The organism is Mucilaginibacter corticis, assembly GCF_007558865.1.
Lineage (GTDB): Bacteria > Bacteroidota > Bacteroidia > Sphingobacteriales > Sphingobacteriaceae > Mucilaginibacter > Mucilaginibacter corticis.
Genome location: NZ_VLPK01000002.1, coordinates 474,903 through 491,163, shown reverse-complemented (window position 1 = coordinate 491,163; position 16,261 = coordinate 474,903). Strand labels below are relative to the sequence as shown.

The 16,261-nt window shown below is 42.1% G+C and carries 18 protein-coding genes; 8 read left to right on the top strand and 10 right to left on the bottom strand.

What is annotated here, in order from left to right; genetic code table 11:
- Positions 1–20: 20 nt before the first annotated feature.
- Positions 21–398: an Hpt domain-containing protein gene (locus FO440_RS12815; RefSeq protein WP_144248663.1), complete on the top strand. Its 378-nt coding sequence runs from the start codon at positions 21–23 to the stop codon at positions 396–398.
- Here FO440_RS12815 and purS read toward each other — a convergent pair.
- From purS to rho, 3 genes are all read right to left on the bottom strand, one after another.
- Entirely contained in the window at positions 395–649 is a 255-nt protein-coding gene (gene purS, locus FO440_RS12810) for a phosphoribosylformylglycinamidine synthase subunit PurS (RefSeq protein WP_144248662.1), read from the bottom strand. The two genes, FO440_RS12815 and purS, sit on opposite strands and share 4 nt — an antisense overlap.
- Positions 650–686: 37 nt before the next feature.
- A complete protein-coding gene (pssA, locus tag FO440_RS12805; RefSeq protein ID WP_144248661.1) occupies positions 687–1,427 on the bottom strand; it encodes a CDP-diacylglycerol--serine O-phosphatidyltransferase in 741 nt (246 codons plus the stop codon).
- A gap of 81 nt (positions 1,428–1,508) precedes the next feature.
- Positions 1,509–3,119, bottom strand: coding sequence for a transcription termination factor Rho (gene rho / locus FO440_RS12800; RefSeq protein ID WP_144248660.1), 1,611 nt, complete (start codon positions 3,117–3,119; stop codon positions 1,509–1,511).
- 314 nt (positions 3,120–3,433) lie between these two features.
- Here rho and pyrF point away from each other — a divergent pair, with 314 nt between their 5' ends.
- Positions 3,434–4,264 carry an orotidine-5'-phosphate decarboxylase gene (pyrF, locus tag FO440_RS12795; protein WP_144249144.1) on the top strand — a complete coding sequence of 277 codons (831 nt, stop codon included), beginning with the start codon at positions 3,434–3,436 and terminating at the stop codon, positions 4,262–4,264.
- 90 nt (positions 4,265–4,354) lie between these two features.
- On the opposite strand, the gene FO440_RS12790 is transcribed toward pyrF, so the two are convergent.
- Positions 4,355–4,891: a pyridoxamine 5'-phosphate oxidase family protein gene (locus FO440_RS12790; protein WP_144248659.1), complete on the bottom strand. Its 537-nt coding sequence runs from the start codon at positions 4,889–4,891 to the stop codon at positions 4,355–4,357.
- 145 nt (positions 4,892–5,036) lie between these two features.
- Here FO440_RS12790 and FO440_RS12785 point away from each other — a divergent pair, with 145 nt between their 5' ends.
- Entirely contained in the window at positions 5,037–5,444 is a 408-nt protein-coding gene (locus FO440_RS12785; RefSeq protein ID WP_144248658.1) for a GNAT family N-acetyltransferase, read from the top strand.
- Positions 5,445–5,460: 16 nt separating this feature from the next.
- Here the strand turns inward: FO440_RS12785 and FO440_RS12780 are convergent, their stop codons facing one another.
- From FO440_RS12780 to FO440_RS12770, 3 genes are all read right to left on the bottom strand, one after another.
- Positions 5,461–6,825, bottom strand: coding sequence for an exonuclease domain-containing protein (locus FO440_RS12780; protein ID WP_144248657.1), 1,365 nt, complete (start codon positions 6,823–6,825; stop codon positions 5,461–5,463).
- 215 nt (positions 6,826–7,040) lie between these two features.
- The gene (yidC, locus tag FO440_RS12775; protein ID WP_144248656.1) at positions 7,041–8,873 is read right to left on the bottom strand and encodes a membrane protein insertase YidC; all 1,833 of its coding nucleotides are present in this window, start codon (positions 8,871–8,873) and stop codon (positions 7,041–7,043) included.
- 24 nt (positions 8,874–8,897) lie between these two features.
- Positions 8,898–10,508 (bottom strand): CTP synthase, encoded by a 1,611-nt coding sequence (locus FO440_RS12770; protein ID WP_144248655.1) that lies wholly within the window; start codon positions 10,506–10,508, stop codon positions 8,898–8,900.
- A gap of 198 nt (positions 10,509–10,706) precedes the next feature.
- Between FO440_RS12770 and FO440_RS12765 the strand changes: the two genes are divergently transcribed.
- Positions 10,707–11,279 (top strand): hypothetical protein, encoded by a 573-nt coding sequence (locus FO440_RS12765; protein WP_144248654.1) that lies wholly within the window; start codon positions 10,707–10,709, stop codon positions 11,277–11,279.
- Between the two features lie 197 nt (positions 11,280–11,476).
- On the opposite strand, the gene FO440_RS12760 is transcribed toward FO440_RS12765, so the two are convergent.
- The 3 genes from FO440_RS12760 to FO440_RS12750 form a co-directional block, all read right to left on the bottom strand.
- Positions 11,477–12,196 carry an ABC transporter ATP-binding protein gene (locus FO440_RS12760; RefSeq protein ID WP_144248653.1) on the bottom strand — a complete coding sequence of 240 codons (720 nt, stop codon included), beginning with the start codon at positions 12,194–12,196 and terminating at the stop codon, positions 11,477–11,479.
- A gap of 110 nt (positions 12,197–12,306) precedes the next feature.
- Entirely contained in the window at positions 12,307–12,594 is a 288-nt protein-coding gene (gene gatC, locus FO440_RS12755) for an Asp-tRNA(Asn)/Glu-tRNA(Gln) amidotransferase subunit GatC (RefSeq protein ID WP_144248652.1), read from the bottom strand.
- Between the two features lie 2 nt (positions 12,595–12,596).
- Positions 12,597–13,325, bottom strand: a complete 729-nt coding sequence (locus FO440_RS12750) for a lysophospholipid acyltransferase family protein (RefSeq protein ID WP_144248651.1) — start codon at positions 13,323–13,325, stop codon at positions 12,597–12,599.
- Positions 13,326–13,363: 38 nt separating this feature from the next.
- On the opposite strand from FO440_RS12750, the gene trpS reads away from it, so the two are divergent.
- The 4 genes from trpS to kdsB all read left to right on the top strand — a co-directional run bounded on the left by trpS (position 13,364) and on the right by kdsB (position 16,248).
- Positions 13,364–14,359 (top strand): tryptophan--tRNA ligase, encoded by a 996-nt coding sequence (trpS, locus tag FO440_RS12745; RefSeq protein WP_144248650.1) that lies wholly within the window; start codon positions 13,364–13,366, stop codon positions 14,357–14,359.
- Positions 14,360–14,442: 83 nt separating this feature from the next.
- Entirely contained in the window at positions 14,443–15,057 is a 615-nt protein-coding gene (locus tag FO440_RS12740; RefSeq protein WP_144248649.1) for a deoxynucleoside kinase, read from the top strand.
- Positions 15,058–15,079: 22 nt separating this feature from the next.
- Entirely contained in the window at positions 15,080–15,526 is a 447-nt protein-coding gene (locus FO440_RS12735; protein WP_144248648.1) for a hypothetical protein, read from the top strand.
- Positions 15,523–16,248 (top strand): 3-deoxy-manno-octulosonate cytidylyltransferase, encoded by a 726-nt coding sequence (gene kdsB, locus FO440_RS12730; RefSeq protein WP_144248647.1) that lies wholly within the window; start codon positions 15,523–15,525, stop codon positions 16,246–16,248. Before FO440_RS12735 ends, kdsB begins: the two co-directional genes overlap by 4 nt.
- The last annotated feature ends 13 nt before the right edge of the window (positions 16,249–16,261 follow it).

Below are 16,261 nucleotides of genomic sequence, written 5' to 3'. Positions count from 1 at the left end.
AAACACCACAATTAATTAGCATGCAGATTGATTTAACAAACCTGGACCTGGACCTTACGCTACTGAATGAAATTGCTGACGGCAGCGACGAATTTATTGTTGAATCGATAGGTATGTTTTTAGATCAGGCACCCGATACATTGCAGGGTATAGCCAATGGTCTTGAAAATTCAGACTGGCCGGCGGCAGGCGGTGCAGCGCATAAGTTAAAAGCTACCTTAGGTTTTTTTGGCATGTTAAACAGCCAGGCATTACTCGCCCAGATCGAATCAAGCTGCAAAACAGGATCGCCTGATGTTGAAGAACTTACAGCAAAACTTGAACAGGCTAATGCTTTAATTACCGCAAGCAGCGCTGCTTTATCAAAAATAAAGGAAGAAGCGGCAGCTAATCTTTAAAGCTGCTCTATTTTAAAAGTGTAACTCTCCATAATTAAGTTAGCCAATAAGCTTTTACAGGCCTGCTCAACTTTTTCGCTTGCTATTTGCTCGCTTTCAGCTTCAATTTGCAAAGAGATGTGTTTGCCAATACGTATGTTTTGAATTTCGGCAAGGCCTAAATTTTTCATACTGCCGGTTACGGCTTTTCCCTGCGGATCAAGAATTTCTTTTTTTGGCATTACATCTATTTCTGCTTGAAATGTCTTCATGGAGTAGTTTGTGTTTTTAAGAGTTATTATAATACAGCTAAATATTCTTTTTTTGGCTGCCTATAATATGATCATTAGCTATTTTAAATTGGACAATGGACAAGGCGATATAAATGAATATGACCACCGGTACAGCCACAAATTTAAAAAATAGTATCAATATTGCCGAGAACAACAGCAGTAAATAGCGATAAATATTTTGATTAAAATCTTTGTTTTTAAATTTTAACGACATTAGCGGCAATTCAGCCACCAGTAACGCGCACATTACCACCACAAATACGGTTAACCCATAGGGGTTTAGTATATACCTGGCCAGGTTACTGTATTGTTGAATAATTAATGGAAACGATGCGATGAGGATAGCATTAGCCGGCGTAGGTAAACCTATAAATATTTCTGACTGACGGGTGTCTGTATTAAACTTAGCCAGCCTTAACGCTGAAAATACAGGGATCAAAAATGCGCAAAAATTTAAATACGGGCTAACATTAGGGATCTGCGGTGCTTGTAAAAACAATTGGTATAATATTACGGATGGCAACACGCCGAAGCTCACCATATCGGCCAGCGAATCTAAGTCCTTCCCTATTCCTGAAAAAGATTGCAATACACGTGATGCAAATCCGTCAAAAAAATCAAATATGGCTGCCAGGAAAAGCGCGTAAGCCGCAATTATTAAATTACCCTGGAAAGCAAATACTATACCCACGCACCCGCTAAACAGGTTTGCACAAGTAATGGCATTAGGAAGGTGTTTTTTAACCCGCTTCTTCATTTTGGCCTGAAGGTATCAAACTTATATTAAGTATTTATTATTTGCAGTTAATTATAAACTGCAAATAATAAACCAAAATTATTAAGAATTCATGGATATTAAGAATTCTTCGTTAGTTTTTGTACCTCTTACCTGGCTTTGCAGAAATTCCATTGCCTCGATAGAGTTCATATCAGCAAGGTGGTTACGCAGTATCCAGATACGTTGCAAGGTTTCGCGATCTAACAACAGATCGTCCCTACGGGTACTTGAAGCGGTAATATCAATAGCCGGGAATACGCGTTTGTTTGACAGTTTACGATCCAGTTGTAACTCCATGTTACCCGTACCTTTAAACTCTTCAAAGATAACCTCGTCCATTTTCGAACCGGTTTCTGTTAAAGCTGTAGCTATAATGGTTAATGAACCGCCGTCTTCAATGTTACGGGCGGCACCAAAAAAGCGTTTTGGTTTGTGTAAAGCGTTGGCATCAACACCACCTGATAATATTTTACCGGATGCAGGTGCCACGGTATTGTATGCACGTGCTAAACGGGTAATAGAATCTAACAGGATCACAACATCATGGCCGCACTCAACCATCCGTTTAGCTTTCTCTAAAACGATGTTGGCAATTTTTACGTGGCGGTCTGCAGGCTCGTCAAAAGTTGATGATACAACCTCTGCGCGTACGCTGCGGGCCATATCGGTAACCTCTTCAGGGCGCTCGTCGATCAGCAATATAATTAAATATACTTCCGGGTGATTTTTAGCGATGGCGTTGGCTACGTCCTTCAATAACATGGTTTTACCTGTTTTAGGCTGTGCCACAATTAAACCACGCTGCCCCTTACCTATCGGCGAGAAAAGATCCATGATACGGGTTGAGTAATTGCCCGGATCTGTAAATAAACTTAATTTTTCTGACGGGAAAAGTGGTGTTAAGTGATCAAAAGGAACACGGTCACGCACCTCGGCAGGGATGCGGCCATTAATAGCCTCTACACGTACCAACGGGAAATATTTTTCGCCTTCTTTAGGCGGACGGATGCTGCCGCGCACGGTATCGCCGGTTTTTAAACCAAATAATTTTATTTGCGACTGTGATACGTAGATATCATCAGGAGAGGTTAAATAGTTATAGTCAGATGAGCGCAGGAAACCATACCCGTCAGGCATGATCTCTAATACGCCTTCGTTTACAATAACGTTGTCAAAATCTAAATTTACAACAGGCTCTTGTGTTTTTTGCTGTTGCACACGGCGCTCAAATTTTTGCGGGCGGCCTTCGGCAACTCCTTCTTCTGCAACAGGCGCATTGCCTTGCTGTTCTGTACCGGCGTCTTCTGTTACGGCAACAGGTGTATTTTCTTCACTTTCGTCAGCCTGTGGCTCATCGTCCTGCAGGTCAAACAGGTTGGTATCATCTAAAGGAACCTCAACACGGGGTTTATTTGTATTTTTTACCGTACGGATACGGGCACGTACTTTCTTTTCGCCGGTCTCTTCGGTCTTTGGGGCATCTACTGGAGAGTAGTTATTTTCAACAATTTGTTGTTGTGCTCTGGCAGCTTCAATAAGCTGCTGCATTTGGGTGATATTTGATATTAACTCGGGTTTTCTAAGGGCGTCAGCGTCGGCAATACCTAAACTTTTGGCAATTTCGCGCAACTCAGAAACGAGTTTATCGTTCAATTCGGTTGTATCAGACATGAGATGAATTATGGTTCAAATGGGGGATTTATTACAATAGTTATTAGTGAGTACTATATATATGCTCAGCTTATTTGAAAAAGAAATTTATTTTGCAGCTTGTTTTTGCACTGTTAAAACCAGGTAAACTTTGATATATAACGTGGAATTTTAAAATTATTCTTTAGTGCAAGAAAAACTCAAAGGAAACAGTGCAATTGTAGTCAATAAATTTAAATTATCAAATTTTTTAAAAAAATATCTTTATTGACCGTACTCTTAAACTAATTTTTCGTTTTTTTGAATACTCAAAAATCATACCATTTCTACCAATGATCAACCGCCAACAGCTTATAGAACAGATCAAACTAAAAAAATCATTTTTATGCGTAGGGTTAGACCCCGACATGGAAAAAATTCCTGATTTTTTAAAACAGTACCCCGATCCTATCTTCGAGTTTAATAAGCGGATAATTGATGCTACCAAAGATCTTTGTGTGGCTTATAAACCCAATTCGGCTTTTTATGAAAGCTATGGCGTAAAGGGTTTACAAAGCCTGATAGCTACGTGGAAATATTTACCCACCGACTGCTTAAACATCATCGATGCAAAACGCGGCGATATCGGCAACACCTCTGATAAATATGCACGCGCCTTTTTTGATGAAGCTACATCAGGCATGAGCTTTGACGCTATAACCGTTACACCATATATGGGCAATGACAGTGTTACACCTTATTTAAAGTATGATGGCAAATGGGTTATCATTTTGGCGCTTACATCATCCGTAGGAAGCAAGGATTTTCAATACTTAAATACTGGCGATGGTTACCTGTACGAAGCCGTTATAAAAAAGGCCAATACCTGGGCCGGTGCCGATCGTATAATGTATGTAGTAGGCGCCACTAAAAGTACCGAGTTTACCGATATCCGCAAATATGCTCCGGCTAACTTCTTACTGGTACCCGGAGTTGGCGCACAGGGCGGCAGCCTTGAAGATGTTTGCAAATACGGCATTACCAAAGACTGCGGACTGCTGGTTAATTCATCAAGGGGCATCATTTACGCAAGTAATGGCGAAGACTTTGCCGATGCAGCGCGGGCAGAAGCGCTCAAGTTGCAAAAAGAAATGCAAGCAGAACTGGAAAAGGCAGGAATTATATAACGGCACGAATTTTATCGAATTTTTACAAATTACACGAATTCGCCTGTCAAGATAATCCATGTAATTCGTAAAAATTCGGCTAATTAGTGTCTATACTCTTATTTTTCCCTCTACCGAATCATCTAATGTCTTCCCTATTGCAGCCCCGGCTAATTGTTTAATAAAGGCTATGGCGTTGCCATGTTTATTGTCCCAGTAATAAGCTTCGGTGGGTTCTAATTTTACTACGGCTATACGGGCGTCATCTATCCCATCAGTAAACCAGGTTTTTAATACGGGATTCCAAAATTCTTTTATTTTTTCTTTGTCGTCGCTTAGCGTGATCAGGCCGTAAACATTCAGGTAGTCAGAATATTTTGATCCCTGGAAAAACAGTTGAGCTAGTGGTTCGCCTTGCAGCTCGTGGTAGGTTTCGCTGTCATTAGCCATCAGGAACCATAAATTGCCTTCATCGTCAACCTGCTGTACAGTCATAGGTCGAGCAGACACAGGCAAACCGGTTTTAATATTGCTGATAAAGAAACAGGTTTTGGCATCTTCTGCCAGATCTTTTAATTTTTCTATCGCTTCGGGGCCGTTCAGATCTTTAAAATTATCCTCGGGCTGTTGTTGATTGATACTGTTCATAATTTATGTTTTAATAGTTGATGTATTAAGAACTTACCAATTATGATGCCGAAGGTGTATGTGAACTAATAACAGCACCTTTGAAGGACAATAACGATGCTTTAATTTATAACTTAGTGTCTGTTCAAAACCACATCATAATTACATGAATATTCAAATTAAAGAAACGACTGAAGTAAAGCAGGCGGATATCATCGCGCTCTATAAAGCCAATGGCTGGTCGTCCGCCGAAAAGCCTGATCTGCTGTATAAAGGCTTACTCAACTCCCATTCGTTTATAACCGCCTGGGATGGCGAAATATTAACCGGATTGGGTAACGCGCTTTCTGATGGCTACCTGGTTGTTTATTATCCGCATTTGATCGTCCATCCGGATTACCAGGGCAAAGGGATTGGAAAATTGATTCTGAATAAACTACAGGAAAAATACGCCGGCTTCCATCAGCAAATTTTAGTGGCCGACGGCAAAGCGATTGACTTTTACAAAAAATGCGGTTTTGAAAAAGCCAGCACTACAGAATCAATGTGGATCTATAAAGGGGGCGATCATTAATAAGTTCCCGCTTCGCTTATGCAAACTCCACCTTTCGCTGCGGGAACTTTTCGGCGTAATTAGCCACTATATTTTTAATGTAATCATTACCCGGGTATGGCGTGATGTAGTTTTTAAGCTGCTGCAAGTTTTCTACCTGGAAATAATGCGATACATAGCCCATACCGTAAAACTTGCCCTTCTCTACCAGGATACAGCTATGCTCGTCATCCGTTCTGCCCTCGTCGCGAATGGCAAAAGTTGGCAGGGCCTTGTGCAGTTCGGCTATAGCCAGTTCAACTTTTTGGTTGTATGTTTCTGCGGTTTCAATGCCTGTGCAGGCGCACCGGTCCTGCCCTGTGCCTGTACAGGGCTCTGTATTGTTCTGGATGAAACAAAGCTTTGGGCAAAGTTCAAAAGTTTCTATCAGTTGGTTTAATATCGATCTGCCTTCCAACATGGTATTGCATGTATATAAGGCGCCGGTGTATTTGCGATGTTTATCAACAGCCAAACGCATATAGCCGCGCTGATCTTCGAACATATAGAGGCCATAGGCATGTTCAAATCGTTTTAACGAGCGGTTGTATTTAGGCCATAAACGCTTTATCTCAACAGCCTCCAGTACCAAAGCTATCAGTTCGGTACCGCAAACCTGGTGGGTTATCTGATGGATATTGCGCAAAAACTCCTGTCGCTGCAAGCCGGGATTATTGCCGGTAAAATGGCTGGTCACACGTTTCCTGATGTTCTTGGCCTTACCTACGTAGATCACCTTGCCTTTGTGGTCATGAAAGTAATACACACCGGGCGTATTTGGCAACTCTAAGACTGCTTTCTTGGGTAAATGAGGTGGCAATACCTGTTCCTTAGAGTTTTGCTTTAAAGCCTGTTTAATGTGGTCGTTCTTATCATTGCGTAGTAACAGGCTAAACAATTCGGCGGTGGCGTCGGCATCGCCCATGGCACGGTGGCGGCTTTCGTTATCAATGCCCAGGTGCCGGCAAAGCTTACCCAGGCTATATGACGGTAATCCCGGCAGGATCTTACGGCCCAGCCTTACTGTACATAGTTTATTACATTGCAGATCATACCCGGCAGCGGCCAGGTGGTAGCGTACAAAAGAGTAATCGAAATTTACATTATGCGCAATAAAGATCTTGCCATGCAGTAAGTGGTAAATATCGGCGGCTACATCCTCAAAAGGCGGCGCTTCGGCAACCATTTCATTAGTAATGCCCGTTAGGGCACGTATGTATATAGGTATTTCCCTGCGGGGATTTACAAGGGTACTAAAACGCTTGGTTACTTTTTTGCCGTCATGCAGGCAAATTGCAATTTCGGTTATATCGTTTGCGCTGGCATGCCCTCCCGTGGTCTCAATATCTACAATTGCATACATAGATGTAAATGTAAAAAAGTTCTGCTAATTTTTTTAGTTAAATTAAAAAAACAGATTGTTATTTCGAAACGAGGAACGAGTGAGAAATCTATACACTGCTTTACCGCCTGTCTTGTATAGATTTCTCCCGTTGGTCGAAATGACAGTCAGAATAAAAAAACAAAAAAAGGCCCACAATAATGCGGGCCTGATCTCTAATCTTTAATCACTAATCTCTATTTCTCCTTCTTAGCCTGCAATTGTTGCTGCTGGCGCATCATCTCTTCCATTTTAGCGGCGAAGCCTGATTTCTTCTTTTTAGCATCTTCAGGTTTCTTTTTGTTTTCCTGGATCTGCGCGTGGATCTTCTTGTCGTCAACCATTAAACGGATAATGTATTGTTGTAAGAAAGTAAACATGTTAGCCAGGAAGTAATAGTAGTTCAAACCTGCCGGATAACCGTTCAATGCGCCCAGGAAGATGATCGGGGTGATATAACCGATATATTTCATCTGCCCACTTACACCCGAGATCTGGTTGTTAAAATAAGTATAGATCAATGTAGATACCGTCATCAGTAAACACATTAAACTTAAGTGGTCGCCCAAAAACGGAACGCTAAAGCCAAAGTTTACAATAGAGTCATAAGTAGACAAGTCATGCATCCATAAAAAGCCCTGACCGCGCAGCTCAAACAAGCCCGGGAAAAACCGGAAGAACGCGATAACTATCGGCATTTGCAGCAATAACGGCAAACAACCACCTAATGGGTTTACACCGGCTTTTTTATATAACTTAAGATATTCTTGTTGTAATAGTGTAGGGTTATCTTCGCCAACCTTTGCTTTTATCTCATCCATTTCCGGCTTTAATACGCGCATCTTAGCCATTGATAAGTATGACTTGTAGGTAAGCGGCGATAAAACCAATTTCAGGATAACTGTTAACGCAAGGATGATAAACCCATAGTTCCAGTTAAATTGGGTCAGCACATTAAATACCGGGATTACCGCAACGCGGTTGATGTATTTTAACGGGCCCCAGCCCAGGTTAATTTGTTTTTCAAAACCATTACCCTCGGCTGCCAGAGTTTTATACTGGTTAGGGCTAAAGTAAAAATCAAGCGGGAAAGTACCGTCGCTACTGCGGGCTAAGGTTAAGTTAGCTTTTAAGGTCTTGATATCCGTATGATTTGAGGTATCGGTGCTAACAGAAAGACTTGATTTTGCAAAGCCGTCTTTAGTTAACAATACGCTTGAAAAGAAATGCTGTTTAAATGATACCCACTGCAATTTTTTATCAGCGATGTCTTTCTGATCATCTTTCGTATCACCGAAATAGTCATAATCCTTATCTGTATTATAATAGCCGATATAGCTGTAAGTACGATCAAGCACGATACTTTTCTCTAACCTGAGCAGGTTACTCTCCCAGTTAAGATTAATGCTGCTGCTATTTGCAATAACGTTGTCTAAGCCGATAGCTTTAATGGTTAAGCCAACTTTGTAGCCCTCGCCTTGCAGACTGTATATATAATCAATATACTGCGTAGGGCTGTAGCTTAAACGCATGGTAATAGACGATGAATCTTTACCGGTAACCTGTAAACCTGCGGCACTTGGCGTAAAATATCTTTCGTTAGTATTTACGTTAGAGACGCCCGCGGCAAAGCTAAACCCAAATTTATTTTGGTCGCCGTCAAATAATACCAGCGGTTTTTTATCAAACGTTTTATAGTTTTTTAGTTCGACAGAATAGATGCGGCCGCCACGGGTAGTTAATTTTACACGCAGATCGGCATTCTCAATGGTTATCAGTTTTTCGCTGCCGTTCAATGTAGCGCCAAAGGGGCTTTTCAGCGCGGCCGAATCAACCGGTTTATTAGCTATTTTTCCGGTATCAATTGTGGTAGTAGCGGCAGGTGCTTTTATGCCCGCCCTTTTTAGTGAATCCTGGTGTTGTACTGCTTTTTCTTTTGCGATCTGCTCGGGAGTTGGTTTTAACAACCAAACAGAACCGGCAATAATGATCATGATCAGGAATAATCCTGTAAACGTATTTCTATCCATTTCTATCGTATCGTACTCAATTAACTATTTCTTACGGGCATAAGCCATCGAAGCGGCGACAAAGTTAATAAAAAGTGGGTGCGGATTAGCAACTGTTGATTTTAATTCGGGGTGAAACTGCGCGCCCACAAAAAACGGATGGTTTTTAAGCTCTACGATCTCAACAAGGTTATTCTCAGGGTTAAAGCCTGAGGGGATCAAACCGGCGGCCTCATATTGTTTCAGGTACTCGTTGTTAAACTCATAACGGTGACGGTGGCGCTCGGTGATATGCTGTTGTCCGTATATGGCAAAAGCCTTTGTTCCTTTTTTAATATCGCAGGCGTATGATCCTAAACGCATAGTACCACCTTTGTTTACCACCTTTTTCTGCTCCTCCATCATGGCGATAACCGGGTTAGGTGTTTCAGGGTTCATTTCTGTACTACTGGCATCTTTAAGGCCTAAAACATTACGGCCATATTCAACAACGGCACATTGCATACCCAGACAGATACCAAAAAACGGAATATTGTTTTCGCGTACGTAACGGATCGCTTCTATCTTACCCTCGAAACCACGCTCACCAAAGCCCGGCGCTACTAACACACCATGCAGCCCTATCAGTTTATCAACGGCGTTACCCGGTGTAAGCTCTTCTGAGGGGATATATTTTACCTGTACCTTGCATTCGTTTTTTGCGCCTGCATGAATAAATGATTCGATGATAGATTTATAAGCATCCGGCAGCTCCACATACTTACCAACCAGGCCTATCCTTACTTCGGATGTTGGGTTTTTTAAACGGCCCAAAAAGTCTTTCCAGCTTTCTAAATGCGGTTCAACCTTATGCGGTAGTTTTAATTTGGTTAGTACTGTTTTATCTAATTGTTCTTTTAACATCAGCAATGGCACGTCATAAATAGATGGCGCGTCGATTGATTCGACTACTGCATTGATGTTAACGTTACAGAATAATGCAATTTTTTTGCGGATATCCATGGTTAAATGGTGCTCTGTACGGCAAACCAGTATATCCGGCTGGATACCATACTCTAACAACATTTTAACCGAGTGCTGAGTAGGTTTGGTTTTTAACTCGCCCGCAGCAGCCAGGAACGGGATCAGCGTCAGGTGAATCACCAATGAATTACCTGAACCTACCTCCCACCTGAATTGCCTTACAGCCTCAATGTATGGTAATGATTCGATGTCGCCCACGGTACCACCTAATTCGGTTATTACGATATCATATTTGCCGTCTTCACCCAGTATGCGGAAGTTTCTTTTTATCTCGTCGGTAATATGCGGAACTACCTGTACGGTTTTTCCTAAAAAAGCGCCTTCGCGTTCTTTGTTGATTACATTCTGATAAATACGACCGGTAGTAATGTTATTTGCCTGCGATGTTGGGGTATTTAAAAAACGCTCGTAATGGCCAAGGTCAAGATCTGTTTCTGCGCCATCTTCGGTAACATAGCATTCGCCATGCTCATAAGGGTTCAACGTTCCCGGATCAATGTTAATATAAGGGTCGAACTTTTGAATGGTTACGCTGTATCCGCGCGATTGAAGTAGTTTGGCCAGGGAAGCCGAGATAATTCCTTTTCCTAACGAAGAGGTAACACCGCCCGTAACAAATATGTATTTAGTCATGATTTTTTTTGAAATTGGCAGCGGTTTTTAAGCGCCACTAATTGTTTGTGTACGGGATACAAAAGTAAGAATATTTTTGGGCTTTAAACTAAGAAAATGCAATTGTGGAAAAGGCGTTGACTACTAAGCGCTAACCGCATTTTTTTAAACAAAAAAAGGATTTTTTCCTTTGTACATAATTATTAAGCTATTCATAACATGAAAAAAATACTGCTTGCATTTATATTTCTATTCATTGTCGAAACAAATTTTGCCCTTCCGAAACGCCGTGACGAATACCAAAGCTACCTGTACTCTTTAAACATGGTATCTAAATTATTCTCAAAACTTACGGACAATGCCGACCTGATCGTCCACAGGTCTGACCGCGAAAGTTTTAAAACCATGGCCGTAAGTTTCAATAAAAAAGTAGGCATACTCATCGTTAACCAAAATAACCTGATCAGCCTGATCAATCGTGACGGGTTTAAGGACCACCATTTCCCAAATACATACCGTATTATGCAAGACGACGTGAGCGGCCTTAAAAAGATCTTACTGGATAACCGTCCATTGGTAAACAATCTGCGAATACCTGCTTTTAACGCCGAGGATATATACAGCAACCTTAACTTCCGCATTTATGAAAACGATGAGCTGTTAAGACAAGTTGCTCAAAACCGCCGCCGCAAAGCATTTAGGCATAAGGTAATTGATAATTTAACCCAGGCGGTTGTTTTGCTTAATGAGTGCAGGGGTAAGGTGGCGGCTTTGTATAGTAAGATAAAGTAGCAGCCCACTCATAAATCATTATTTAACTCAAGTTGCAGGTAAGTTATTTACCATTAGGTACATGTGGTTGGCAGAATCATTATCCTTTGTTTCATTTTGTTTCACAGGTTCTAATTAAAAACTGAAGGTCAATAATTTAACAAAAAACTTGTTTCACCTGTTTCATTTGTTTCACACTCGCGTGAAACAAAACAACATTACACAATCCCGCTTCTGTCAACAATCTGCACATTGGTATTGATATAGTCACGCTCTACCAGGCCGTCGCGCATGCGTACTATGCGGTGGGCGTGCATAGCTATATCTTCTTCGTGGGTCACTAATATAATGGTGTTGCCTTTGGCGTGTATATCTTCCATCAGACTCATAATTTCGATAGATGTCTTGGTGTCCAGGTTACCGGTAGGTTCGTCGGCCAGGATAATTGACGGATCATTGATCAGCGCACGTGCCACCGCCACACGCTGGCGCTGCCCGCCCGACAGCTCATTTGGCCGGTGGTCTATACGGTTACCCAGGCCCACATTTTTCAACGCCTGCTCGGCGCGGGCCAGCCTGTCTACCTTACTCACACCAGAATAGATCAGCGGCAACGCCACATTATCTAAAGCGGTATTACGGGGTAGTAAGTTAAACGTCTGGAAAACAAAGCCGATCTCAGAGTTACGCACTTCGGCAAGCTGGTTGTCAGACATGTGGCTAACATTAATGCCGTTCAGGATATACTCGCCTTTTGTGGGAGTATCCAAACAACCCAAAATATTCATCAGGGTTGATTTACCCGAGCCCGACGGGCCCATCAGCGCCACAAACTCACCTTTATTAATAGTTAGCGATACATCCTTAAGCGCGTGAATTACTTCAGTACCTATAACGTATTTGCGTCCTATGTTTTTAATGGTGATTAATGGCTCCATGCAGTTTATTGCTTTGACAGCGGATCGGAATGTTTGTTACAAGTCTGTAGTCATTAGTCTATAGTTCTAAGTCGACTTAAGACTATGGACTGATGACTTAGGACTAATCATTACCCGATCACCTTAGCCACAAGGAAGTACTTGTCGTCATGCTTAGGCGCGTTCTTTAAGCCGTCTGCAACAGTGATCTCCTGCTTAACCACGTCGTCCCTAAATACGTTTACCTCAGTAGACAGGTAGACCAGCGGCTCAACGCCAACGGTATCTATCTCGTTCAACTTGGCCATAAAATCAAGGATCTTGTTCATATCGCCAATCATTTCCTGCTTTTCGGTTTCGGCAAGTTCAAGGCGGGCAAGGTGGGCTATTTTATCTACAGTTTCGCTGTCAATATTCATGGTTATACTAATTTCTGTTTAATGATGCTGTGTACATGGTCGCGCAGTGCATCGGCATCGTCAACGGTTAAGTTTGCTGTTTCAACAGGTTTGTGTACAAATATATTACAAATACCCGGTTTGCTGCCATGGTCAAGGCCGGTATCCCACAAAACTTTCCATGTGTTGGTTGACGATACTGGGATGATAGGTACTTTTAAGTCGATAGCCAGGCGGAATGGCCCGTTCTTAAAATCGTGCAACTCGGGCGGGTATTGGTGGGGGATGCGCCCCTCGGGAAATATGATCACTGATATGCCGGCGGCTAATGCCTCGCCTGCCTTTTTAAAGGCACGGTATGACGACATTTTACTATCCCGGTTAACCGGGATATCCACAGTTTTAAAGAACAGGCGGGTTACAAAGTTATTCAGTAATTCGTCCTTTCCCATAAAACAATGGTTATTGTTTTTAACCAATATGGTCATGACGGTAATGTCAAGGTTTGATGTATGATTGGGGCAAATAATGTAAGTTTTGTTCCAGTCTATGGGTTGCTCATAATCAAAGTTATATAGTATACCTACCAGCAGCGAGCTTATAAAGCCCCATGTGCGCCTTATGGCGTTCATGTATTTATAATTACGTTGATCACGAGATAACAGGTATAAAAACGGGAAAGCCAATGCATAAGTTAAGGCAACAGAAGCTATGTATAAATAGCAGTGCACTTTCCTCAAAAGTATTTTCATCGTCTTCAAAAATATAAAAAATACTTACTTTCGCCGCTATGGAAACTGTTGTTAGTGGTATCAGATCAACCGGAAACCTGCATTTAGGTAATTATTACGGCGCGATACAGAATTTTGTGAAAATGCAGCACGAGTATAACTGCTATTTTTTTATTGCTGATCTGCACTCGTTAACTACGCACCCTACGCCAGCCAATTTACATAACAACGTTAAAACGGTACTGGTAGAGTATCTTGCGGCAGGCATAGATCCTGAGCAAGCTACAATTTATATGCAGTCTGACGTTCCTGAAACATCCGAGCTGTATTTATACCTGAACATGAATGCCTATTTAGGCGAACTGGAACGCAGCACATCTTTCAAAGACAAAGTACGCGCGCAGCCTGAAAACGTGAATGCGGGCTTGTTAACCTACCCGGTTTTAATGACTGCCGATATATTGTTGCACCGTGCTACAAAAGTACCTGTAGGTAAAGACCAGGAGCAACACCTGGAGATGGCCCGTACCTTTGGCAACCGGTTTAACCACTTATATAACCACGACTATTTCCCCGAGCCTTATGCGTTTAGCTTCAGCAAGAACCTGGTGAAAATACCAGGTTTGGACGGTAAGGGTAAAATGGGTAAATCAGAAGGTGAGGGCAACGCTATTTTCCTGTCAGATTCGCCAGAGGTTATCCGCAAGAAAGTAAAGCGCGCCGTTACCGATAGCGGCCCAACTGTCGAAAATCAAACCAAGCCGGAAGAAATTCAGAACCTGTTCGACCTGATGAAAGTGGTTTCAACTGCTGATACCATTACCCATTTTGACGACCTGTACAACAAAATGCAGATTCGCTATGGCGACCTGAAAAAGCAACTGGCCGAGGATGTGATCATTGCCACTACACCCATCCGCGAGCGGATAAACGATATTGCCAACAATGCCAATTACCTGCGTAAAGTAGCCCGGCACGGCGCCGAAAAAGCCCGTGAAAGTGCTGCTAAAACTGTTAAAGAAGTACGGGAAATAATAGGGTTCAGGAGCTTTTAGGCAGTCTATAGTCCGTAGCCAATGGTCTATAGTAAATCAGGCCTTGACTTGTAAATTTAACTTTCTAATTATATCTTTAGCCAATGCACATAGCCGTTGTAGGAAATATAGGAGCCGGTAAAACTACGCTTACCGAATTGCTGGCCAAGAATTATGGCTGGGATCCATTGTATGAAGCTGTTGATAATAATCCATACCTGGAAGATTTTTACAGCGACATGAAGCGCTGGAGCTTTAACCTGCAGATCTTCTTTTTGAACAGCCGTTACCGCCAGATCATCGATATTCAGAAAAGCGGTCGTAACATTATCCAGGACCGTACTATTTATGAGGATGCTTACATTTTTGCGGAGAACCTGCATGATATGGGCCTGATGACCAGCCGCGATTACGAAAACTACGAGTCTATTTTCGACAACATAACCGAGTATATCAAACCACCCGATCTGCTGGTGTATTTAAAAGCATCTGTACCTACATTGGTAAACAATATTCAGCGCAGGGGCAGGGAGTATGAAATAGGTATCCGAATAGATTACCTTTCAAAGCTGAACGAGAAGTACGACAAATGGATCAATAACTATAAGTTAGGCAAACTGCTGATACTGGATAAAGACAACCTTGATTTTGCCAATAATACCGAGGATTTGTCATCTATTATCCAGTTGGTTGAAAGAGAGATTAACGGGTTGTTCTAATATCTTATTAATATTACTCCCGATGAACTGGAGAGTTGCTTTGTTATTTATCATACTTTTTGACGGATGTAAATCCACAAATAATGCAGGATGGAGGCAGCTTGATGCAAGATTGTTTACTATCAATGCACCTGGAAATTGGAAGCTAACTATACCACAAGATCAGGAAGATTCATTCGTGGGCGAAATAGTTGGTCCTAAAGTAAGTTTGTCTTTTGATTGTAGCAGTAGGGGTTACGCCAATGACCTAAAAGATATTGATTCAAGCAGCCATCATATCAAAATTGATTCCAGTGGTAAATTTTTAATTAAAACTATTTACCCTAAAAAGATTGGACAGGGTATGACCGGGATTTACATAAAAGATCGTTCTTCTACGTTTGACTTTCAAATGAATGGCATGAATCTTTCAGCTGAAGATCAGCAATCAGCATTAAAAGCTTTTAAAACTATTACCTTTAAGCAATGAGGATACTTGGGATAATACCTGCACGTTACGCATCTTCACGTTTTCCCGGTAAGCCGTTGGTTGATATCGGCGGCAAGAGCATGATCCAAAGGGTTTATGAGCAGGCCAAAAAATGCGATCATTTAACCGAAGTGATCGTCGCTACAGATGATGACCGCATTTACGACCACGTAATTGCTTTTGGCGGTGTGGCGGTAATGACTGCACCTGATCATCAGAGCGGCACAGACCGTTGCGCGGAGGTAGCTTTGGCACGTTCGCAATACCAAGTAATCATCAATATCCAGGGCGATGAACCTTATATTGATCCCGAACAGATCACCAAACTGGCCGTCTGCTTTAACTCAGCCGATGTGCAGATAGCCACTCTGATAAAGCGCGTTAAAACTGAGCAAGAATTGCATAACCCTAACTCACCCAAGGTCATTGTCAATAAGATGGATGAAGCGGTTTATTTCTCGCGTTCGGCAGTTCCACATATCAGGGGCGAAGAGCCGCAGAACTGGCTGGAGTTTTACACTTATTTTAAGCATATCGGCATATATGGTTACCGCGCTGATGTGTTGCAGCAGATCACCAAACTACCTATATCAGCCTTAGAAAAAGCCGAAAGCCTGGAACAACTGCGCTGGGTGGAGAACGGCTACCGCATAAAGGTTGCTGAAACGGAATTGGAAACACACGCTATTGATACGCCGGAAGATCTGGAGCTGCTGAAGTAATCCGCTAAATACT